Below are 24739 nucleotides of genomic sequence, written 5' to 3'. Positions count from 1 at the left end.
GGCAAGTTCCAATGGCGAATGAAGACAAGCTCCGGGACTACCTCAAGTGGGTCACCGCCGACCTGGCCGAGACGCGTCGGCGGCTCCAGGAGCTGGAGGCCCGCGAGGACGAGCCCATCGCGATCGTCGGGATGAGCTGCCGGTTCCCCGGCGGGGTACGGTCGCCTCAGGACTACTGGCAGCTGCTGGCCGACGGCACCGACGCCATCTCCGCATGGCCCACGGACCGCGGTTGGGACGCCGAGGCGCTCTACGACCCGGAAGCCCGGCGCGTGGACGGCAGTTACGCCCGTGAGGGCGGCTTCGTCCACGACGCCGGCGACTTCGACCCCGCGTTCTTCGGGATCTCGCCGCGCGAGGCCGTAGCGATGGACCCCCAGCAGCGGCTGCTGCTGGAGACGTCCTGGGAGGCGTTCGAACACGCCGGCATCGACCCCGAGTCGGCCCGGGGCGGCCGTGCCGGCGTCTTCGTCGGATGCAGCAACCAGGAGTACGGCGCCGGCCTCGGCGACATCCCCGATGACGTACGCGGCCACCTGCTCACCGGCAACTCCACCTCCGTGGTCTCCGGTCGCGTCTCGTACGCGCTCGGCCTGGAAGGTCCCGCGGTGACGGTGGACACGGCGTGTTCGTCGTCGTTGGTGGCGTTGCATCTGGCGGTGCAGGCGCTGCGGGGTGGTGAGTGCGATCTGGCGCTGGCCGGTGGGGTGACGGTGATGTCGACGCCGGGTGTGTTCGTGGAGTTCTCGCGGCAGCGGGGGCTCGCCGGGGACGGCCGGTGCAAGGCCTTCTCCGACGAGGCCGACGGCACCGGCTGGTCCGAGGGCGTGGGCATGCTGCTGGTGGAGCGGCTGTCGGACGCCCGGCGCAACGGGCACCGGGTGCTGGCGGTGGTGCGGGGCAGCGCCGTCAACCAGGACGGCGCGTCGAACGGTCTGACGGCGCCGAACGGTCCCTCGCAGCAGCGGGTGATCAGGGCGGCGTTGGCGGGTGCGGGCTTGTCGGCCGCGGATGTGGACGCGGTGGAGGCGCATGGCACGGGGACCGCCCTGGGTGATCCGATCGAGGCGCAGGCACTGCTGGCCACCTACGGCCAGAATCGTGAACGGCCTTTGTGGCTGGGGTCGGTGAAGTCGAACATCGGGCACACGCAGGCGGCGGCCGGTGTCGCCGGCGTGATCAAGATGGTGCTGGCGATGCAGCACGGTCTGCTGCCGCGCACTCTGCATGTGGACGAGCCGTCCTCGCACGTGGACTGGTCGGCCGGTGCGGTCGAGCTGCTGACACAGGAGCGGGAGTGGACCGGTGAGGAGGGCCGCCCGCGGCGCGCCGCCGTGTCCGCCTTCGGCGTGAGCGGCACCAACGCCCACGCCGTCCTCGAGGAGCCACCCACGGAGGAAGCCCCCGAGAACCTTGAAACACCCGCTGACGACGACACCGCGTCCGCCGCTTCCCGGACGTTGCCGCGCCAGGCCCCCCGGTCACTGCCCTGGATCCTGTCCGCCCGTACCCCCGAAGCCCTGCCCGCCCAGGCCACCCGTCTCCTCGCGCGCCTGCGGGAACACCCCGGCGCCGAGCCCCTCGACGTCGCCTGGTCGCTCGCCGCGCACCGGTCGGCACTGCCGTACCGGGCCGCCGTCATCGGTTCCGACCACCCCCGACTCCTCGACGCACTCACCACCTTCGCCGCCGGTGACCGAGCCGAGGGCATCGTCACCGGCACCGCCCAGCCGGACGGCCGTACGGCCTTCCTCTTCGCGGGACAGGGCTCCCAGCGGCTGAGCATGGGACGCGAACTCTACGACGAGCACCCGGTCTTCGCCGAGGCCTTCGACGCGGTCGACGCGGAGCTGCCGTTCGGTCTGCGGGAGATCGTGTTCGGTGAGGACGCGGATCTTCTGAACCGGACGGAGTATGCGCAGCCGGCGCTGTTCGCCTTCGAGGTGGCGTTGTTCCGGTTGGTGGAGTCGTGGGGTGTGCGCCCCGATGTGCTGGCCGGTCACTCCATTGGTGAGATCGCGGCGGCGTATGTGGCGGGGGTGTGGTCGTTGTCGGACGCGTGCCGTCTGGTGGTGGCGCGGGGTCGGCTGATGCAGGCGCTGCCGGCCGGCGGGGCGATGGTGGCGGTGCAGGCGTCCGAGGACGAGGTGCTGCCTCTGCTCGGTGACGAGGTGGGCGTCGCCGCGGTCAACGGTCCGCGTGCGGTGGTGATTTCGGGTGCCGCCGAGGCGGTCGAGGAGATCGCGGAGCGCTTCCGTGGTCAGGGCCGCAAGGTCACGGCGCTGCGGGTGAGCCATGCCTTCCACTCGCCGCTGATGGACCCGATGCTCGACGACTTCCGGGCCGTGGCCGAGAGCCTCGCATACGCGGAACCGAACATCCCGATCGTCTCCACCCTCACGGGCACGGCCGCCACGGCCGAGGAACTGCACTCCCCGGACCACTGGGTGCGACACGTCCGGCAGGCGGTCCGCTTCGCCGACGCCGTGCGCACCCTCGCCGCGCGGGGCACGACGCGTTACCTCGAACTCGGCCCCGACGGCACGCTCACCGCACTGGCCCAGCACTGCCCGGAGGCGGTCGCCGCCGCAGACTCCGCCGACGGCGACAGCGTCCTGTTCACACCCGTCCTGCGCAAGGACCGGGACGAGACCGACAGCATCGTCACGGCGCTCTCCCGGCTGCACGCCCACGGCGCCACGGTCGCCTGGGAGACCGTCCTGCCCGGCGGACGCCGGGTGGAGCTGCCCACGTACGCCTTCCAGCACCAGCGCTACTGGCTGGCGGACCAGGGCCGCCCGGCCGTGGGCCGCGGAGGGGACGGTGAGCGGCCGGCCGGTGGCGCCGCCGAGGCGGAGTTCTGGAACGCCGTCGAGAGCGGCGACCTCGGTTCCCTCGCCGAGTCACTGGGGCTCGCCGAGGAGTCCCTGACCCCCCTGGTCCCGGCCCTGTCGTCCTGGCGGCACCGCCGCCTGGAACGCTCCCGGGCGGACCAGTGGCTCTACCGAGCCCACTGGAAGCCGCTCGAACCGTCGACCGGCGCCGCGCTCTCCGGCCGGTGGCTCGTACTCCGGCCCGAGGGCACCGCACAGGACGCCGCCACGGACGCCATCACGGCGGAGCTCGCCGCACGCGGCGCCGCCCCCGTGCTGGTCGAACTCCCCGCCACCCCCGAACGCGTCTCCCTCGCAGCTCAGTTGGAGGCTGCCGCCTCCGACGGCGAGGTCTCGGGGATCGTCCTCGACGCCGGAGCTTCCACGGACGCCGTACAGGCGTGCGGCGCGGTGGCCTGCCTGCTGCAGGCGCTGGGTGACGCGGGTGTGGGTGGCCGGGTGTGGGTGTTGACGTGTGGTGGTGTGTCGGTGGGCCGTTCGGACGGTCCGGCGGATCCGGTGCAGGGTGCGGTGTGGGGTCTGGGCCGGGTGGCGGCTCTGGAGTACCCGGACCGCTGGGGCGGTCTGGTCGACCTGCCCGAGGTCCTGGACCGCCGCGCCGCGCACCGGTTCGCCGCGGTCCTCTCGGGCGGACTCGCCGACGAGGACCAGATCGCGGTGCGTGGGTCGGGTGTGTTCGGCCGTCGGCTGGAGCGGCTGCGTCCCGTTGGTGGGGATGCGGGTTGGTGTCCGCGGGGGACGGTGTTGATCACGGGTGGTACGGGTGTGTTGGGTGCGCGGGTGGCGCGGTGGGTGGCGGCGGAGGGTGCCGGGCATGTGGTGCTGACCAGTCGTCGGGGGCTGGAGGCGCCGGGTGCGGTGGAGTTGCGGGACGAGTTGGTGGGGTTGGGGGTGGGGGTGTCGGTCGTGGCGTGTGATGCGGCTGATCGTGAGGCGTTGGCGGGTGTGCTGGCGGAGTATGCGGTGGATGCGGTGGTGCATACGGCGGGTGTGCTGGATGACGGTGTGATCGACGCGTTGACGCCGGAGCGGTTCGCGACGGTGTTGCGGGCGAAGGCGCTGGGCGCGTTGCACCTGGACGAACTCACCCGTGACCGCGACCTGGACGCCTTCGTCCTCTTCTCCTCCTTCGCGGGAAGCATCGGAGCGGCGGGCCAGGGCAACTACGCGGCGGCCAACGCCTTCCTCGACACGCTCGCCGAGCGGCGCCGGGCGGCCGGGCTGCCCGCCACCTCGATCGCCTGGGGTCCCTGGGCCGACGGCGGCATGGCCGAAGAGACCCGCTCCGCCTCGCGGATGCGCCGAGGCGGCGTCCTCCCCCTCAACGCCGAGGCGGCCACGAACGTCCTCGCTCGCGCGGTGGCGTCCGACACACCCGCCGTCGTCGTCGCCGACCTCGACTGGGCGGACTTCGCACCTGCCCTCACCCTGACGCGCCCGAACCCGCTGATCGCCTCGCTGCCCGAGGCCCGCGCGGCCCTGGAGGCCGCCACCCCGGGATCCGGGCGCAGCACGGTCGACGACCGCGCCGGACTGCTCGGCCGGCTCATCGGGCTCACCCCCGCCGAACAGGACCGCGTCCTGCTGGAGACGGTGCAGTCCTGCGCCGCCGCCGTCCTCGGCTACGCGGGCGCGGCCGCCGTACCGGCCGAGCGTGCCTTCCGTGACCTGGGCGTCGACTCCCTGATCGCGGTCGAACTCCGCAACGGTCTCACCGCCCTCACGGGTGTCACCGGCCTGGCCGCCACGGTGGTGTTCGACTATCCGACGCCGATGGCGCTCGCGCGGCACCTGCGGGAGCAACTGCTGGGCGATGCGGCCGAGGCGGAGGCCGTTCCGCAGGCTCCCGCGGCTGTGGTCGCCGGGGACGATCCGGTGGTGATCGTCGGGATGGCGTGCCGGTTCCCGGGTGGGGTGCGGGATCCGGAGGGTCTGTGGCGGCTGTTGTCCGAGGGCGCGGACGCGGTGGGCCCGTTCCCGGCCGACCGGGGCTGGGACCTCACCGCCCTGTACGACCCGGAGGGCGAGCGTCCCGGAACCACGCTCGTCGACGTGGGTGCCTTCCTCGAGGGTGTGGGTGGTTTCGACGCGGGGTTCTTCGGGATGAGTCCGCGGGAGGCGTTGGCGACGGATCCGCAGCAGCGGTTGTTGCTGGAGTCGTCGTGGGAGGCGCTGGAGCGGGCGGGGATCGCTCCGGGTGGGCTGCGGGGGAGCCGGACGGGGGTGTTCGCGGGGACGAACGGTCAGGATTACACGGGTCTGCTGCTGGCTTCGGGTGAGGACTTCGAGGGGCATGTGGGCACGGGCAACGCGGCGTCGGTGCTGTCGGGGCGGGTGTCGTACGTGCTGGGGCTGGAAGGCCCCGCGGTGACGGTGGACACCGCCTGCTCGTCGTCGCTGGTCGCCCTGCACCTGGCGGTGCAGGCGCTGCGGGGTGGTGAGTGTGATCTGGCGTTGGCGGGTGGGGTGACGGTGATGTCGACGCCGGGGGCGTTCGTGGAGTTCTCGCGGCAGCGGGGGCTTGCGGTGGACGGCCGGTGCAAGGCGTTCGCGGAGGGTGCGGACGGTACGGGGTGGGGTGAGGGTGTCGGTGTGCTGGTGGTGGAGCGGCTGTCGGACGCCCGGCGCAACGGGCACCGGGTACTGGCGTTGGTCCGTGGCAGCGCGGTCAACCAGGACGGTGCGTCGAATGGTCTGACGGCTCCGAACGGGCCTTCCCAGCAGCGGGTGATCCGGGCCGCGTTGGCGGCCGGTGGACTTGAACCGGCTGACGTCGACGCGGTGGAGGCGCATGGCACGGGTACGGCGCTGGGTGACCCGATCGAGGCGCAGGCGTTGATCGCGACGTATGGCCAGGACCGTGAACGGCCTTTGTGGCTGGGGTCGGTGAAGTCGAACATCGGGCACACCCAGGCCGCTGCCGGGGTGGCGGGTGTGATCAAGATGGTGCTGGCCATGAACCACGGCCTCCTCCCGTGCACCCTGCACGTGGACGCGCCGTCGTCGCACGTGGACTGGTCGGCCGGTGCCGTCGAACTGCTCACCCAGGAGCAGGAGTGGCCCGAGGCGGGGCGTGTACGCCGGGCAGGTGTGTCGGCGTTCGGTGTCTCCGGCACGAATGCGCACGTCATCCTGGAGCAGCCGGTTGTTGAGGGCGATCCCGCTGTCCCTGGTGCCGATGTGCCGGTGTCCTCCGTTGTCCCGTGGGTGGTGTCGGCGCGCAGCCGGGCCGCGCTGCGGGAGCAGGCCGGTCGGCTGGCGGAGTTCGTGGCCGGCGTCGGTGCGGTGGATGTCGCGAGTATCGCTGGGTCTTTGGTCCGGTCGCGTTCGGTGTTCGAGCACCGGGCCGTGGTGCTCGGCGCTGACCGAGGGGAGTTGCTGGGCGGTCTGGAGGCGGTGGCGGCCGGTGAGTCGGCTGCCGGTGTGGTGACGGGCGAGGTCGGTGAAGGGGGCCGTACGGCTTTCCTGTTCGCCGGTCAGGGATCGCAACGTCTCGGCATGGGACGGGAGTTGTACGAGGAGTACCCGGTCTTCGCGGACGCCTTCGACGCCGTGTGCGCCCACCTGGACACCGAACTGCCGCGCCCGTTGCGTGAGGTGGTCTTCGGTGACGAGGCCGACGTACTGAACCGTACGGAGTATGCGCAGCCGGCGCTGTTCGCCTTCGAGGTGGCGTTGTTCCGGTTGGTGGAGTCGTGGGGTGTGCGTCCGGACGTGCTGGCCGGTCACTCGATCGGTGAGATCGCGGCGGCGTATGTGGCGGGGGTGTGGTCGCCGGCGGACGCGTGCCGTCTGGTGGTGGCGCGGGGCCGGCTGATGCAGGCGCTGCCGGCCGGCGGTGCGATGGTGGCGGTGCAGGCGTCCGAGGACGAGGTGCTGCCTCTGCTCGGTGACGAGGTGGGCGTCGCCGCGGTCAACGGTCCGCGTGCGGTGGTGATCTCGGGTGCCGCCGAGGCGGTCGAGGAGATCGCGGAGCGCTTCCGTGGTCAGGGCCGCAAGGTCACGGCGCTGCGGGTGAGCCATGCCTTCCACTCGCCGCTGATGGAACCGATGCTCGACGACTTCCGGGCGGTCGTGGAAGACCTCTCCCACGAGCGTCCTGAGCTGCCCGTCGTCTCCACGGTGACCGGCGCTCCGGTCACCGACGAGCTGACCTCGCCGGACTACTGGGTGGAGCACGTCCGCCGTACCGTCCGCTTCGCCGACGCCGTGGCCACCCTCGCCGAGCAGACCGTCACCCGGTACCTCGAACTCGGCCCCGACGGCACCCTCGCCACGCTCGCCCAGGACTGTGTCGCCGACGAAGGACACCTGTTCGTACCGGTGTTGCGCAAGGGCCGGGCGGAGGCCGGGGCGATGGTCGCCGCCGTCGCCGCCGTCTTCACCCGTGGCGCGGAGGCGGACTGGTCGGCGCTCATCCCCGCCGCGCGGTCGGCGGAGCTGCCGACGTATGCCTTCCAGCACCAGCGGTACTGGCCGGAGGTCGTGCGTCGGGAGCCGGTTGCGGGGAGCGAGGTCGACGCGCGGTTCTGGGAGGCGGTCGAGCGGGAGGATCTGGGGGCTCTGGCGGGTGCGCTGGAGCTGGGGGAGGAGGTCGTGGGGGCGGTGCTGCCCGCGCTGACCTCCTGGCGGCGGCAGAGCCAGGAACAGGCCGAGGCGGACCGCTGCCGGTACCGGGTCGGCTGGCGGCCGCTGGCCGACGTCTCCGGCTCCGCGACTCTGTCCGGCCGGTGGCTGGTGGTCGAACCGGCCGGTCTCGCCGGGGACGTGTGGGCCCGGTCGGTGCTCGACGCTCTGGCGGCCCGTGGTGCCGAGGTGGAGCGGATCGTGCACGAGGGGACCGTGGAGCGGGCGCTGCTCGCCGCCAGGCTGAAGGACCTGCCGCCGGTGGCGGGTGTGGTGTCGTTGCCGGCCTTCTCGGACGAGGTGTCCGAGGACGGCGTGCCGGTGGGTGTGTCGGGTTCGCTGGCGCTGGTGCAGGCCCTGGGCGATGCGGGTGTGACGGCTCCGCTGTGGGTGCTGACCCGGGGCGCGGTGGCCGTGGGCCGTTCGGACGGCGCCGTCGACGTGTCGCAGGGCGCGGTCTGGGGGCTCGGCCGGGTGGCCGCCCTTGAGGCGCCCGGCCGCTGGGGCGGTCTGGTCGACCTCCCCGCCACGATCGACCGCCGCACGGCAGGCCGACTGGTGGCGGTTCTGGCGGGTGTGGGTGTTGAGGATCAGGTGGCGGTGCGTGGGTCGGGTGTGTTCGGGCGTCGTTTGGAGCGGGTGCGTGCTGGTGGTGGGGATGCGGGTTGGTGTCCGCGGGGGACGGTGTTGATCACGGGTGGTACGGGTGTGTTGGGTGCGCGGGTGGCGCGGTGGGTGGCGGCGGAGGGGGCTGGGCATGTGGTGCTGGTGAGCCGTCGGGGGTTGGAGGCGCCGGGTGCGGTGGAGTTGCGGGAGGAGTTGGTGGGGCTGGGTGTGCGGGTGAGTGTGGAGGCGTGTGATGTCGCTGACCGTGCGGTGGTGGAGGGGTTGTTGGCGGAGTATCCGGTGGATGCGGTGGTGCATGCGGCGGGTGCGGTGGTGAATGTGCCGTTGGGGGAGGTGTCGGCGGGGGATCTGGCCGCGGTGTGGTCGGGGAAGGTCGCTGGTGCGGTGCATCTGGATGCGGTGCTGGGGGATCGTGCGCTGGATGCGTTCGTGGTGTTCTCCTCGATTGCCGGTGTGTGGGGCAGTGGGGGGCAGGCGGGGTATGCGGCGGCGAACGCGGCGTTGGATGCGTTGGTGGAGGCGCGTCGGGCGCGGGGGCTTGCGGGGACGTCGGTGGCGTGGGGTCCGTGGGCCGGTGGGGGGATGGCGGCTGGTGGGCTGGCGGTGGAGGCGTTGCGGCGGCGGGGTCTGGTGGCGCTGGATCCGCGGCGTGCGGTGCGGGAGCTGGGGCATGTGGTGGCCGGCGGAGACGCGGTGGTGGTCGTGGCGGACGTGGAGTGGGAGCGGTTCGCTCCGGCGTACACGAGCGTGCGTCCCAGCGCGTTGCTGGCCGGTCTTCCCGAAGCCCACACCGCCCTCACCACCACGGCGGACACCCTCGCCGGTGCACCGGCCGGCTCGGCGCTGGGCGACCGGCTCGCCGGACTGCCCGCGGCCGAACGCGACCGTGCCCTGCTGGAGTCGGTCCTCGCCGGGGTCGCGGCGGTGCTCGGTCACGCCGACCCCTCGGCGGTGGAGGCCACGCGGTCCTTCCGGGATCTGGGCTTCGACTCCCTCACCGCCGTCGAACTGCGCAACCGGCTCGCCGCCGAGACCGGCCTGAAGCTGCCCAGCACCCTCGTCTTCGACCATCCGACGCCGACGGCTCTCGTACGACTGCTGCGGCAGGAGCTGTTCGCGGACGGCGACCCGGGGTCGGACGCGCTGCCGCCGGTTCCGGCCCTGACCGCCACGACGGACGACCCGGTCGTCATCGTCGGGATGGCCTGCCGGCTGCCGGGCCGGGTCGAGGGCCCGGACGACCTGTGGCGGCTGGTCACCGAAGGCACCGACGCCATCTCCGACTTCCCCACCGACCGGGGCTGGGACCTCGACGCCCTGCACGGCACCGCGGACGGCGGCCGGAGCCGCAGCCACACCCGCGCGGGCGGATTCCTCTACGACGCCGGGCAGTTCGACCCCGTCTTCTTCGGCATCTCGCCCCGCGAGGCCCTCGCCGTCGACCCGCAGCAGCGACTGTTGCTGGAGACGTCCTGGGAAGCACTGGAACACGCGGCGATCAGGCCCGGCGCACTGCACGGCAGCCGCACGGGTGTGTTCGTCGGCGCCGGCAGTTCCGGATACGGCGCGGGACTCCGTGAGGTGCCCGAGGGGCTCGGCGGGCAGCTTCTGACGGGTGTCGCCGGCAGCGTGGTCTCCGGCCGCGTCGCCTACACCTTCGGCTTCGAGGGCCCCGCCGTGACCATCGACACGGCGTGCTCGTCCTCCCTCGTGGCGCTGCACCTGGCGGCGCAGTCGCTGCGGTCCGCCGAGTGCGATCTGGCGCTGGTCGGCGGTGTGACGGTGCTGGCCGACCCCGGGGCGTTCGTCGAGTTCAGCTCGCAGGGCGGTCTTGCGGCGGACGGCCGGTGCAAGGCGTTCTCCGAGGAGGCCGACGGCACCGGCTGGGCCGAGGGGGTCGGTGTGCTCGTCGTCGAGCGGCTCTCCGACGCCCGCCGCAACGGGCACCAGGTGCTGGCCGTGGTCGCCGGTTCCGCCGTCAACCAGGACGGCGCCAGCAACGGCCTGACCGCCCCCAACGGCCCTGCCCAGCAGCGGGTCATCCGTCAGGCGCTGGCCGGGGCCGGGCTGAACCCCGCCGACGTCGACGCGGTGGAGGCGCACGGCACGGGCACCAGACTCGGTGACCCGATCGAGGCCCAGGCCCTGCTCGCCGCCTACGGGCAGGACCGCGAACAGCCCCTGTGGCTCGGCTCGTTGAAGTCCAACATCGGCCACACCCAGGCCGCCGCCGGTGTCGCCGGCATCATCAAGACGGTGCTGGCCATGAACCACGGCCTGCTGCCGCGCACCCTGCACGCCGAACAGCCGTCGAGCCATGTCGACTGGTCGGCCGGCGAGGTGCGGCTGCTGACGGAGAACACCGCGTGGCCGCAGGCCGAGGGACGTCCGCGGCGGGCCGGTGTGTCGGCCTTCGGGGTGTCCGGCACCAACGCCCACGTCATCCTGGAACAGCCCGCTCCGCCGAAGCCCGCCCTTGAGGGGCCGGCCCTCGGGCAGCCCTCCGCCGAAGAGTCCCGCGACGGTGCCGTGCCCGGCGATGACCCCTCCGAGCCCACCACTGTGCTGCCCTGGGTGGTCTCCGGGCGCAGCCGAGGCGCGCTGCGCGCCCAGGCCGCCCGGCTGGCCGACCACCTCACCGGCCGTCCCGAGGCGACGGCGGTCGAGGTGGCCGCTTCCCTCGTCCGCACCCGCTCGGCGTTCGAGCACCGGGCCGTGGTGTGGGGCGCGGACCGCGAGGCCCTGCTGCGCGATCTCCGGACGGTCGCGGACGGCGAGCCTGCCGACGGCGCCGTCATCGGCTCCGTGCTCCAGGACGGCCGTACGGCATTCCTGTTCGCCGGCCAGGGCTCGCAACGCCTCGGCATGGGACGGGAGTTGTACGAGGAGTACCCGGTCTTCGCCGATGCCTTCGACGCCGTGTGCGCCCACCTCGACACCGAACTGCCGCGCCCGTTGCGGGAGGTGGTGTTCGGTGATGACGCCGACCTGCTGAACCGCACGGAGTACGCCCAGCCTGCGCTGTTCGCGCTGGAAGTGGCCCTGTTCCGGCTGCTGGAGTCGTGGGGTGTGCGTCCGGACGTGCTGCTCGGTCACTCCGTCGGTGAGGTGGCCGCCGCCCATGTCGCGGGGGTGTGGTCGCTGGCCGACGCGTGCCGTCTGGTGGCGGCGCGCGGCCGGCTGATGCAGGCGCTGCCGGCCGGTGGGGCGATGGTGTCGCTCCAGGCGTCCGAGGACGAGGTGCTGCCGCTGCTGGCGGGCCGGGAGACCGAGGCCGGCATCGCCGCCGTCAACGGACCGCTGTCCGTGGTGGTCTCCGGCACCGAGGACGCGGTGCGCGAGATCGCCGCCGCCGTCGAGGCGCTGGGCAAGCGCACCCGGCGGCTTCGGGTCAGCCACGCCTTCCACTCCCCGCTGATGGAACCGATGCTCGCCGGCTTCCGTGCCGTCGCCGAGAGCATCACCTACCAGGCGCCGGGCATCGCCGTCGTCTCCGACGTCACCGGCGCCCCCGCCACCGTCGAGGAACTCGCCTCCCCGGAGTACTGGGTGCGGCACGTGCGGGACGCGGTCCGCTTCGCCGACGGCGTGCGCGCGCTCGCCGACGCGAACGTCACCCGTTTCCTCGAACTCGGCCCCGACAGCACGCTCACCACGCTCGCCCAGTCGTGCCTGCCCACGGCGGACGGTCTGCAGGTGTCCGCGCTGCGGGACGACCGTCCCGAGCGGCGGACCCTGCTGGCGGCCGTCTCCGCCCTGTTCACCAGGGGCGTCGACGTGGACTGGACGGCAGCCCTGCCGTCGCTGTCCCGGGCGCCGCACGTCTCCCTGCCCGCCTACGCCTTCCAGCGCAGGCGCTACTGGCTCGAGGTGCCCGCCGCGGCGGGCGACGCCTCCTCGCTCGGTCTCGCCGCCACCGGCCATCCGCTGCTCGCCGCCGCGGTGCCGGTCGCGGGTAGCGACGCGGTCGTGCTCACCGGCCGGCTGTCGCTGCGCTCTCACCCCTGGCTGGCCGACCACCGGCTCGGCGGCGCGGCCGTGGTGCCCAGCACCGCCTTCCTGGAACTCGCCGTCCGCGCGGGCGACCAGGTCGGCTGCGACGAGGTCCGCGAACTCGCCCTGGAGGCACCCCTCATGGTGCCCGAGCGCGGTGCGGTCCTGCTCCAGGTCCGTATCGACGAGCCGGACGCCCGGGGCACCCGGGCCCTCGCCGTCCACTCGCGCCCCGACGACCCGGAATCCGACGACGCCGCGTGGACCCGCCACGCGGGCGGCCTGCTCGCACCCGCCGGCCCGGCGACGGACCGGGCAGCCGACTTCGCCGACTTCGCCGTCTGGCCCCCGGCCGGAGCCGAACCGGTCGCCGTCGCAGACCTGTACGAACGGCTGGCGGCCGACGCCGGTCTGGAGTACGGCCCGGCGTTCCGCGCCCTCACCGCCGTATGGCGGCACGGTGACGACGTGTACGCCGAGGTCGCCCTCGATGCGGAGGCACGTGAACAGGCGCGGCACTTCGGGCTGCACCCGGCCCTGCTGGACGCGGCACTGCACCCGCTGGGCCTCGGCCTGCCGGAGGGACTGGGCGAGGGGCTGCTGCTCTTCGCGTGGCAGCGCGCCGCTCTCCTCGCCGACGGCGCCGCCACGCTGCGCGTCCGGCTGACCCGATGCGCCGAGGACGCGGTGACGCTCCACGCCGCCGACGCCTCCGGGCAGCCGGTGCTCGCCATCGAGTCGCTGCGCCTGCGGCCCGCCCCCGGCGCGCCCGCCCCGAGGGATCTCGGCGACACCAACCCTGCCGAGGACCGTACGGACAGGGATGCCGTGGACGGCACCCGCAAGGCCGCGGAGGCCGGGTTCGGCGACGCCGCCGAGTCCGCCCGTCCCGCCGTCCCGGCCCGGACCGTGCGCCGCCGCGCCGCCGACACCGGTGCCGCGGCCGAGGAAGCGACCCTGCTGGACCGGCTCGCCGGGCGGTCCGCCGCCGAGCGTCGGCGGGTGCTGCTCGACCGGGTGCGCCGCAAGGTGGCCGCCGTGCTGGACTACGTCGACCTCGACGAGGTCGAGCCCTCCCGCGTCTTCAAGGACCTCGGCTTCGCCTCCGTCACCGCCGTCGAACTGCGCAACCAGCTCAGCGCCGAACTGGGCGTCCTGCTGCCGGCCACCCTGGTCTTCGACCACCCGACACCGCTCGCGCTCGCCGCGCACCTCGACGAGGAACTGTTCGGCGGCCGGCCGGACGCGGTGACGCCCGCGGCCTCCCGCGCCCGGCTCGACGACGATCCGATCGTGGTCGTCGGCATGGCCTGCCGCTATCCGGGCGGCATCACCAGCCCCGAGGACCTGTGGGACCTCGTCGCGGACCGCGGCGACGGCATCTCCCCGCTCCCGGCCGACCGCGGCTGGGACCTCGCGGCGCTCTACCACCCGGACCCGGACCACCCGGGCACCTGCTACGCCCGCGAGGGCGGCTTCCTGCACAACGCCGGCCACTTCGACCCCGGCTTCTTCGGCATCTCCCCGCGCGAGGCACTGGCGATGGACCCCCAGCAGCGGCTGCTGCTGGAGACGTCGTGGGAGGCACTGGAGCGGGCGGGCATCGACCCGGCGTCCCGGCGCGGCAGCCTCACCGGTGTCTTCGCCGGCGTCACCTACCAGGACTACATCGGCATCCTCGGCGCCGCCAAGGAGAGCTTCGAGGGTTACATCGGCACCGGCAACTCGCCGAGTGTCCTGTCCGGCCGTATCGCCTACGCCCTGGGACTGGAGGGCCCGGCGCTGTCCGTCGACACCGCCTGCTCCTCGTCCCTGGTGGCCCTGCACCTCGCGGCGCAGTCGCTGCGGCAGGGCGAGTGCGATCTCGCGCTGGCCGGCGGTGTCACCGTCATGTCGACGCCGGGCTCCCTCATCGAGTTCAGCCGGCAGCGGGCGCTCGCCGAGGACGGCCGCTGCAAGCCGTTCTCCGCGGACGCCGACGGGGCGAGCTGGGCCGAAGGCGTCGGCATGGTCGTGCTGGAGCGGCTGTCCGACGCCCGGCGGAGCGGACACCCCGTCCTCGCCGTCGTCCAGGGCAGCGCCCTCAACCAGGACGGCGCCTCCAACGGCCTGACCGCCCCCAACGGGCCCTCGCAGCAGCGGGTCATCCGCGCCGCGCTGGCCGGGGGCGGGCTCACCCCGGCCGACATCGACGCCGTGGAGGCGCACGGCACCGGTACGACGCTGGGCGACCCGATCGAGGCCCAGGCGCTGATCGCCGTCTACGGCCAGGACCGTACCGAGGACCGCCCCCTCTGGCTGGGCTCGCTGAAGTCCAACATCGGCCACTCCCAGGCCGCCGCCGGTGTCGGCGGCGTGATCAAGATGGTCATGGCCCTCCGCAACGGCCTGCTCCCGGCGACCCTGTACGCCGAGACCCCGACCCCCGAGGTCGACTGGTCCGCGGGGACCGTACGGCTGCTCGACGAGCCGGTGCCGTGGCCGCGGACCGGCCGTCCGCGCCGCGCGGGCGTCTCCTCGTTCGGCATGAGCGGCACCAACGCGCACGTCATCATCGAGCAGGCCCCCGACGACACGCCGCCCGACGACACCCCGCTCAACGACATGCCCCCGCACGACACGACCGGGCGGACCAATACCGGGCAGGCCACGGCCGACCCCCTGCCGACGCCCGTCCTCGTCCCCCTCTCCGCCCGTACCGGCGACGGTCTGCGCGCCCAGGCCGGACGGCTCCTCGCCCACCTGCGCGACCACCCCGGACTCGGCCTCGCCGACCTGGGCCTGTCCCTGGCCACCACCCGCACCGCCTTCGAACAGCGGGCGGTCGTGCTCGCCGCCGACGACGAGAGCCTGCGACGCGGGCTGCGCGACCTCGTCGAGGACGGCATGGTCAGCGACGTCGTCCGCGGCCTCGACCGGCGCGGCACCGGACCCGTGCTGGTCTTCCCCGGCCAGGGCGCCCAGTGGCCCGGCATGGGCCGTGAACTGCTCGACACCGCACCCGCGTTCGCCCAGCGCATCGCCGAGTGCGAGCAGGCGCTCGCGCCGTACGTCGACTGGTCGCTGACGGCCGCCCTGCGCGGCGGCCCGGACGCCCCCGACCTCGACCGGGTGGACGTCGTCCAGCCCGTCCTGTGGGCCGTCATGGTCTCCCTCGCCCACCTGTGGCGCTCCTACGGCGTCGAGCCCGCCGCCGTCGTCGGCCACAGCCAGGGCGAGATCGCCGCGGCCGTCGTCGCCGGCGCCCTGTCCCTCGAGGACGGCGCACGCGTCGCGGCCCTGCGCAGCAGGGCCATCACCGCCATCGCGGGCGACGGCGGCATGATGTCCGTCCCGCTCCCCGCCGACGAGGTGCGCACCCGGCTGGAGCCGTACGACGACCGGCTCTCCGTGGCCGCCGTCAACGGCCCCGGCTCGGTCGTCGTCTCCGGTGCCGCGGACGCCCTCGACGAGCTGTTCACCGCACTGACCGGCGACGGCGTCCAGGCCCGCAAGGTCGCCGTGGACTACGGCAGCCACTCCGCGCACGTCGGACCCGTCCGCGAGCAGGTCCTCGACACGCTCGCCGGACTGCGGCCGACGCCCGCCGAGATCCCCTTCCGCTCCTCGGTGACCGGCGACTGGCTGGACGACGACACCGTCCTGGACGCCGCCTACTGGTACACCAACCTGCGGGAGACCGTCCGCTTCGAGGACGCGGTCCGCGGCCTGCTCGCCGCCGGGCACCGCGCCTTCATCGAGGTCGGACCGCACCCCGTCGTCGCGTTCGGCCTCCGGGAGACCGTCGAGGACGTCGGCGCCGACGCCGTCGTGCTCGGCACGCTCCGCCGGGACCAGGGCGGCCTGGACCGCTTCCTGACCTCCCTCGCCGAGGCCCACGTCCAGGGCGTCACCGTCGACTGGCCCAGCGTCTTCGCCGGGACCGGCGCCCGCCGGGTCGACCTGCCGACGTACGCCTTCCAGCGGCTGCAGTTCTGGCCCGAACTGCGGGACGCGGACACCGTCGCCGAGGACGGCACGAAGGTCTCCGACGAGGTGGAGAGCCGCTTCTGGCGGACGGTGGAGGAGGAGGACCTCGCCTCCCTCGCCGCCACCCTCGACCTCGGCGGGGACACCCCGCTGCGCGAGGTGCTGCCCGCGCTGTCCGCCTGGCGGCGCAGCAGCAAGGAGCAGTCCACCGTCGACAGCTGGCGCTACACCGTCGGCTGGACCCCGCTCACCCAGGACACCGCGGCCGCGCCCCCGTCCGGCACCTGGCTGCTGGTCGTGCCCGCCGCCGGCCACGCCCTGGCGGACGCCACCCGGCGGATCCTGGCCGACCACGGTGTCACCGTCCGCGTCGCGGCCGTCGACGGCGCCGGCCCCGACGCCGACCGCGAGGGGCTGGCCGGCCTGCTGACCGCCGCGCTCGCCGCCACGGACGGCGAGCCCGCCCTGGAACCGGCCGGCCTCGGCGGAGTGCTGTCGCTGCTCGCCCTGGACGAGACCCCGCATCCCGACCACCCGTCGGTGCCCGCCGGGCTCGCCGGCACGCTCACGCTCCTGCAGGCCCTCGGTGACCTCGGCGTCGGCGCGCCCCTGTGGTGCGCCACCAGCGGTGCCGTCGCCGTCACCGCCGCGGAGACCGTGGCCGGCGCGCCGCAGGCCCTCGTCTGGGGCTTCGGCCGGGTCGCCGCCCTCGAACACTCCGACCGCTGGGGCGGCCTGATCGACCTGCCCGCCGCCCTCGACCGCAGGGCGGGCGACCGGCTGTGCGCCCTGCTCGCCCGGCCCGACGGCGAGGACCAGACCGCCGTCCGCGCCTCCGGCACCTACGGCCGCCGTCTGCTGCGCGCCCCGCTCGACGGCGCCACACCGCCCGGCGAGAGCTGGCGCCCCCGCGGCACCGTCCTGATCACCGGCGGCACCGGCGCGGTCGGCGGACACATCTCCCGCTGGCTCGCCTCCCTCGGCGCCGAACACCTGCTGCTCACCAGCCGCCGGGGCGCCGACGCGCCCGGCGCCGCCGAACTGTCGGCAGAACTGACCGTCCTCGGCGCCGGCCGCGTCACCCTCGCCGCCTGCGACGTCGCCGACCGCGACGCACTGCGCGAGCTGATCGACGCGATCCCCGAGGAACACCCGCTCGACGCCGTACTGCACATCGCCGGCTCCCTCGACGACGGCGTCATCGACGCTCTCGACCCCGGACGAATGCACCCCGTGCTGCGCACCAAGGCCACCGCCGCGGTCAACCTGCACGAACTGACCGCCGGTCTCGACCTGTCCGCCTTCGTCCTGTTCTCCTCGACGTCCGGCACCATCAGCGGCCCCGGCCTCGGCAACTACGCCCCCGGCAACGCCTTCCTGGACGCCCTCGCCCAGCAGCGCCGCGCCCTCGGCCTGCCCGCCACGGCCGTCGCCTGGGGCCACTGGGCCGACGGCGGCATGGGAGACGGCGCGGTCGGCGACCGCCTGCGCCGCTACGGCGTGTACGACATGCGGCCCGAACTGGCCTGCCAGGCCCTCCAGCAGGCACTCGACCACGGCGAGACCTACCTCGCGGTGACCGACATCGGCTGGGAACGGTTCGCGCCCGCCTTCACCGGCTCCCGGCCCAGCGCCCTCCTGCGTGAACTGGCCGACGCCCAGCGCGTTCTCGCGCCAGTCCGCGACCCCGCCTCCGGCCCGACGGCCGGCGACTCCTTCGGTGACGGCGCCGACGGCGATCAGTCCGCCCTCCGCCGCCACCTGGCCGGTCTCGCCGCCGACGAACGGGCGGACGCCGTCCTCGACGTCGTCCGCGGCTATGTGGCCACCGTGCTCGGCTACCCCGGGCCCGAGGCGGTCGAGCCGACCCGCGCCTTCAGCGACCTCGGCTTCGACTCGCTCAGCGCCGTCGAACTGCGCAACGGCATGAACAAGATCACCGGGATGCGTCTGCCGGCCACCCTGGTCTTCGACTTCCCCAACTGCGCCGAACTGGCCCGGATGCTGCTGGGCGAACTCGGCACGGCCTCCGAGGACGACCGCCTGCCCGCCATCGCGCGGCCCGCGGCCGACTCCGCCTCCCTCGCCGACGACCCGATCGTCATCACCGCGATGAGCTGCCGCTTCCCCGGCGGGGCCGACACCCCCGAGGACTACTGGCGCCTGCTCGCCGACGGCACCGACGCCATCGCGCCCTTCCCGGCCGACCGTGGCTGGGACGTCGACGGCCTCTACCACCCCGACCCGGACCACCCCGGCACCTGCACCGCCCGCGAAGGCGGATTCCTGCGGGACATGGCCGAGTTCGACCCCGCCTTCTTCGGCGTCTCGCCGCGTGAGGCGCTGGCGATGGATCCGCAGCAGCGGTTGCTGCTGGAGCTGGCGTGGGAGGCGTTCGAGCGGGCCGGGATCGACCCGACCACTCTGCGCGGCTCCCGTACCGGGGTCTTCGCCGGCACCAACGGCAACGACTACACCCCGCTGCTCGTCGCCTCCGGCGAGGACGTCGGCGGCCACCTCGGCACCGGCAACGCGGCGAGCATCGTCTCCGGCCGGGTGTCCTACACGCTCGGTCTGGAAGGGCCTGCGGTGACGGTGGACACGGCGTGTTCCTCGGCGCTGGTGGCGCTGCATCTGGCGGTGCAGGCGTTGCGGGCGGGGGAGTGTGATCTGGCGCTGGCCGGTGGTGTGACGGTGATGTCGACGCCGGGTCTGTTCCTGGATTTCAGCCGGCAGCGGGGGCTGGCGGCGGACGGCCGGTGCAAGGCGTTCTCGGGCGCCGCGGACGGGGCCGGGTTCTCCGAGGGTGCTGGTCTGGTGCTGGTGGAGCGGCTGTCGGATGCGCGGGCGGCCGGGCGGCCGGTCCTGGCGGTGGTCGCGGGTTCGGCGGTCAACCAGGACGGTGCCTCCAATGGTCTGACGGCGCCGAACGGTCCCTCGCAGCAGCGGGTGATCCGGCAGGCGCTGGCGGGTGCCGGGTTGCGGCCTTCCGATGTGGACGCGGTGGAGGCGCACGGTACGGGTACGGCGCTGGGTGATCCGATCGAGGCGCAGGCGATTCTGGCGGCTTATGGGCAGGACCGTGAACGGCCGCTGCTGCTGGGGTCGGTGAAGTCGAACATCGGTCACACGCAGGCCGCCGCGGGTGTGGCGGGTGTGATCAAGATGGTGCTGGCGTTGCGGCACGGTGTGCTGCCGCGGACGTTGCATGTGGACGAGCCGTCGTCGCACGTGGACTGGTCGGCCGGTGCGGTGGAACTCCTCGCTGACAGCGCCGACTGGCCGCGCAGGGAAGGGCGGGCGCGTCGTGCGGGTGTGTCGTCGTTCGGTCTGAGCGGGACGAACGCGCATGTGGTGCTGGAGGAGCCGCCTGTCGTGGCGGAGCCCGAGCCGGAGCAGCAACCGCAACCGGAGCCGGTCGGTGGTGGTGTGGTGCCGTGGGTGGTGTCGGGCCGTACGGGCGGGGCGTTGCGGGCCCAGGCCGGGCGGCTGGCGGAGTTCGTGGCGGGTGACGAGGCGCTGGGTGTCGCCGAGGTCGGCGGTGCTCTGGTGCGGTCGCGGTCGCTGTTCGAGCACCGCGCGGTCGTCTGGGGCTCCGGGCGCGCCGAGTTGCTGCGGGGACTGGGGGCGGTCGCTTCCGGTGAGGAGGCGGTGAACGCGGCGACGGGCACGGCACGACGCGACGCGCGCACGGCGTTCCTCTTCGCGGGGCAGGGGTCCCAGCGCCTCGCGATGGGCAGCGAGTTGTACGACACGTATCCGGTGTTCGCGGACGCCTTCGACGCGACCTGCGCCCACCTCGACACCGAACTGCCGCGCTCGCTCCGGGAGGTGGTGTTCGGCGAGGACGCCGACCTGCTGAACCGGACGGAGTTCACCCAGCCCGCGCTGTTCGCGCTGGAAGTGGCGCTGTTCCGGCTGCTGGAGTCCTGGGGCCTGCGCCCCGACGTGCTCGCCGGGCACTCCATCGGTGAGATCGCCGCCGCGCACGTTGCCGGGGTGTGGTCACTGGCGGACGCGTGCCGTCTGGTGGCGGCGCGGGGCCGGCTGATGCAGGCCCTGCCGTCGGGTGGTGCGATGGTGGCGCTCCAGGCCACCGAGGACGAGGTCCTGCCGCTGCTCGGTGACGAGGTGGGCATCGCGGCGGTCAACGGCCCCCGGGCGGTGGTGATCTCGGGTTCGGCGGTTGCGGTCGAGGAGATCGCGGAGGGCTTCCGCGCCCAGGACCGCAAGGTGACGGCGCTGCGGGTCAGCCGCGCCTTCCACTCGCCGCTGATGGAGCCGATGCTGGCCGACTTCCGCAAGGTCGCGGAGAGCCTGACCTACGAGCGGCCGAAGCTGCCGTTCGTCTCCACGGTGACCGGAACGGCCGCCACCGCCGAGGAACTGATGTCGCCGGACTACTGGGTGCGGCACGTACGCCGCCCGGTGCGTTTCGCCGACGCCGTACGCGCCCTCGCCGGGCAGGGTGTCGGCCGCTGTGTCGAGCTCGGCCCGGACGGCACCCTCACCGCCCTCGCCCAGGCGTCCCTCGACGACACCGGGGCCACGGTGCTCGTGCCGGTGCTGCGCAAGGACCGGCCCGAGGCCACCTCGCTCCTCGCCGCCCTCGCCACCCTGTTCGTCCACGGTGCCGACACCGACTGGCGCGCCCTCACCGGCGGCGACCGGGCCCCGAACCCGCACCTGCCGACCTACGCCTTCCAACGCCGCCGCTACTGGCCCGACTTCACCGGGGTCACGCTGGGCGACCTCGGTTCGGCGGGCGTCGGCTCGGCGGAACATCCGCTGCTCGGCGCCGCGGTGCGCGTGGCCGGCAGTGAGGAGGTGCTTTTCACCGGGCGGCTCTCGCTCAAGACGCACCCGTGGCTGCGCGACCACGCCGTGACCGGCACGGTCCTCTTCCCGGGCACCGGGTTCCTCGAACTCGCCCTGTGCGCCGCCGGACAGCTCGGCTGCGAGCGCGTCGAGGAACTGACCATCGCCGCCCCCCTGATCGTGCCCGAGCGCACCGGACGGCTGGTCCAGGTCCGCGTGGGCGCACCCGACGAGTCACACGCGCGCACCGTGGAGGTGTACTCCCGGGCCGAGGAGGCGCTCGACACCGACCCGTGGACGCTGAACGCCAGTGGCTCGCTGACCGCCGACCCGGCGCCGGCCGGCACAACCGTCCCCGACCTGACCGTATGGCCGCCGCCGGACGCCGAGGCCGTCCCCATGGAGGGCTTCTACGACCGCTTCGCCCAGGCGGGCTTCGCCTACGGGCCGGTGTTCCAGGGGCTGCGCGCGGTCTGGCTGCGCGGCGACGAGGTCTTCGCCGAGGTCGGACTGCCCGACGAGCACGATCGGCTCGCGGGTGGCTTCGGTGTCCACCCGGCGCTCCTGGACTCCGCCCTGCACGCGATGATGTTCGTGTCGCTGGCCGATGCCGGCCAGGGAAGGCTGCCGTTCTCGTGGAGCGGCGTGTCGCTGCGGGCGTCCGGCGCGCGGGCCCTGCGCGTACGGATGGTGCAGGCCGGTCCGGAGGCCGTCGCCCTGCATCTGGCCGATCCGGCGGGTGGTGCGGTCGCCTCCGTCGAGTCGCTGCTGCTGCGCCAGGTCTCCGGAGACCTCGCCGCTCGCGCCGAGGCCGACGGTCACCGCGACGGCCTCTTCCAGGTGGACTGGACGAAGGTGTCGCCGCCCCAGCGGGACGCGTCGTTGGCCGGCGCCCTCGCGGCGGTCGGCACCGCCGGCCTCGCGCCCGGCGTGGAGTCGTACCCGAGCCTGGCCGAGCTGCCCGCCGCCGTCCCCGCGACCGTACTGTTCGCCGCGGGTCGCGGCCTGAGCGGCCCGGACGGCGACGCGGCGGACGCGGCCCGGGCCGCCACCGGCCGCGTCCTGGACGCCGTACGGGCCTGGCTCGCCGACGAGCGGTTCGAGGAGTCCCGTCTGGTGATCCTCACCGAGGGGGCGGTCACACTCGACGGAACGGCTCCGGATCCCGCCCTGGCCGCGGTGTGGGGCCTGGTCCGGGCCGCGCGCGCCGAGGCACCCGACCGGTTCGCCCTGGTCGACACGGACGGCACCGAAGCCTCCCGCGCCGTGCTCGCCCGGGCCCTGGCCACCGGGGAGCCGGAGCTCGCGCTGCGCGACGGCGTCGCCCACGCGCCGCGCCTCGGCCGTGTCCCCGCCGGCGGAGCGCTCCCGCTCCCGGCGGGCGAACCGGCTGCCTGGCACCTCGACAGCGTGGAGAAGGGCACCCTGGACACCCTGGCCCTGACCCCCTTCCCCGAGGCCACCGCCGAGTTGGCGGAAGGGCAGGTCCGAATCGCCGTACGGGCGGCGGGAGTCAACTTCCGCGACGTGCTCAACGCCCTCGGCATGTATCCGGGTGAGGCGGGTCTGCTCGGTGGTGAGGGCGCGGGTGTGGTGACCGAGGTCGGCCCGGGTGTGCCGGGCCTGGCCGTCGGCGACCGGGTGTTCGGCATGTTCCCCGGTTCCTTCGGACCGGTGGCGGTGGCCGACGCGCGGACGGTGGCGCGCGTTCCGCGGGGCTGGACGTTCGCGCAGGCCGCGTCGACGCCGATCGTGTTCCTGACGGCGTACTACGCGCTCACCGAGCTGGGCGCTGTGCGGCCGGGGGAGTCGGTGCTGGTGCATGCCGCTGCCGGCGGCGTGGGTATGGCGGCCGTGCAGTTGGCGCGGCATCTGGGAGCCGAGGTGTTCGGCACCGCGAGTGCCGGCAAGTGGGACACCCTGCGCGCCCTCGGCCTGGACGAGACGCACATCGCCTCCTCGCGGGACACGGACTTCGAGACGGCGTTCCTCGCCGCGACCGGCGGCCGGGGCATGGACGTCGTGCTGGACTCGCTGGCCGGTGAGTTCGTGGACGCGTCGCTGCGCCTGCTGCCGCGTGGTGGCCGGTTCCTGGAGATGGGCAAGACCGATGTCCGGGACGCCGACGCGGTGGCTGCCGAGCACTCCGGTGTGGCGTACCGGGCGTTCGATCTGTGGGACGCCGGTCCGGAGCGGATCGGCCGGATGCTGGCCGAGCTGGTGGCACTCTTCGAAGCGGACGTCCTGCGGCCCCTTCCGGTCACCTGCTGGGACGTACGCAGGGCTCCGGAGGCGTTCCGGTACCTCTCGCAGGCCCGGCATGTGGGCAAGGTGGTCCTCACGGTCCCGGCCCCCCTGGACCGGGACGGCACGGTGCTGGTGACGGGTGGCACGGGTGGCCTGGGCGCGTTGGTGGCCCGCCGTCTGGTGACCGAGCACGGCGTACGGCATCTGCTGCTGGCCGGCCGGCGCGGCCTCGAAGCGCCGGGCGCGGACGAACTCGTCGCGGAACTCGCGGACCTGGGTGCCGAGGTCGAGGTGGCGGCCCTGGACGTGGCCGACCGGGGCCGGCTCACCGCCGTGCTGGACGCCCTCCCCGCCGAGCACCCGTTGACCGCCGTCGTCCACACCGCGGGCGTCGTCGACGACGGTGTCGTGGCCGCTCTCACCCCGGAGCGTCTGGCCGGGGTCATGCGGCCGAAGGTGGACGCGGTCGCGCACCTGCACGAGCTGACCCGCGACGCGGACCTGTCGGCGTTCGTGGTCTTCTCCTCGGTGGCCGGTACCTTCGGCAGCGCGGGCCAGGCCAACTACGCCGCCGCCAACGCCTTCCTGGACGCCTTCGCCGCTCACCGTCGTGCCTCGGGGCTGCCCGCGGTGTCCCTCGCGTGGGGCCCGTGGGCGCCCGGTACGGGCATGACCGCCGAGCTGACCGAGGCGGACCTGCGGCGCATGGCGCGCGGCGGCATGCGGCCGCTCACCGCCGAGCAGGGACTTGAACTCCTGGACGTGGCCGGGCTCGTGTCCGTCACGGCCCCCGCGCACCGGGCGCTCCTGCTGCCGGTGAACCTGGACCTCCAGGCGCTGCGGGCGCACGCCGAGGCCGTACCGCCGCTGCTGCGCGGCCTGGTGCGGGCACCGGCGCGGCGGGCGGCGGACACGGCGGCCGGGACCGGCGCGCAGCGCCAGGATCTCGGTGCCCGGCTGGCGGCGCTCGCACCGGCCGACCGGGAGCAGCATCTCGTCGACCTGGTCTGCGCCCAGGCGGCGGCGACCCTCGGGCACGCCTCGGCGGACGAGATCGAACCGGATCAGGCGTTCAAGGAGCTGGGCTTCGACTCGCTCACCGCCGTCGAACTGCGCAACCGGCTCAACGCCGCCACCAGGCTGCGGCTTCCGGCCACGCTGGTGTTCGACCACCCGACGCCGACGGCGCTGGCGGGACATCTGCTTCAGGAGATCGCCCTGCCGGAGGCGTCCGGCACGGGGGCGGGCGAGAGCTCGGGCGCGGCCGTTCCGGCGGCGCCGCTCCTGGTCGAACTGGACCGGCTGGAGGCCGCGCTCGGCGCCGCCGCGGTCGGCGGGGACGACCACGCGACGATCACTTCCCGGCTGCAGAGGCTGACGGCGAAGTGGCAGGAGAGGGCAACGAAGGGCGGCGGTGCCGGACACGACAACGGCACCGGCTCCGGGGGTTCCGGAGCGGCTCTCGCCGACGACGACGGGGCACTGGACTCCGTCGAGACGGCCGACGAGCTGTTCGACCTGATCGACAAAGAACTCGGGATGTCGTGATCAGCCGCGGGAAACCG

The 24739-nt window shown here is 74.0% G+C and carries 1 protein-coding gene; it reads left to right on the top strand.

Annotated features, from left to right (window positions below; genetic code table 11):
• Positions 1 to 11: 11 nt before the first annotated feature.
• Positions 12 to 24722, top strand: coding sequence for a type I polyketide synthase (locus tag OG289_RS06430; protein ID WP_327313026.1), 24711 nt, complete (start codon positions 12 to 14; stop codon positions 24720 to 24722).
• Positions 24723 to 24739 lie beyond the last annotated feature (17 nt).

Origin of the sequence: Streptomyces sp. NBC_01235, from assembly GCF_035989285.1 — a bacterium.
Taxonomy (GTDB): domain Bacteria; phylum Actinomycetota; class Actinomycetes; order Streptomycetales; family Streptomycetaceae; genus Streptomyces.
The sequence above is the reverse complement of the archived record's forward strand: the minus strand, read 5'-3'. Positions and strand labels throughout refer to the sequence as shown.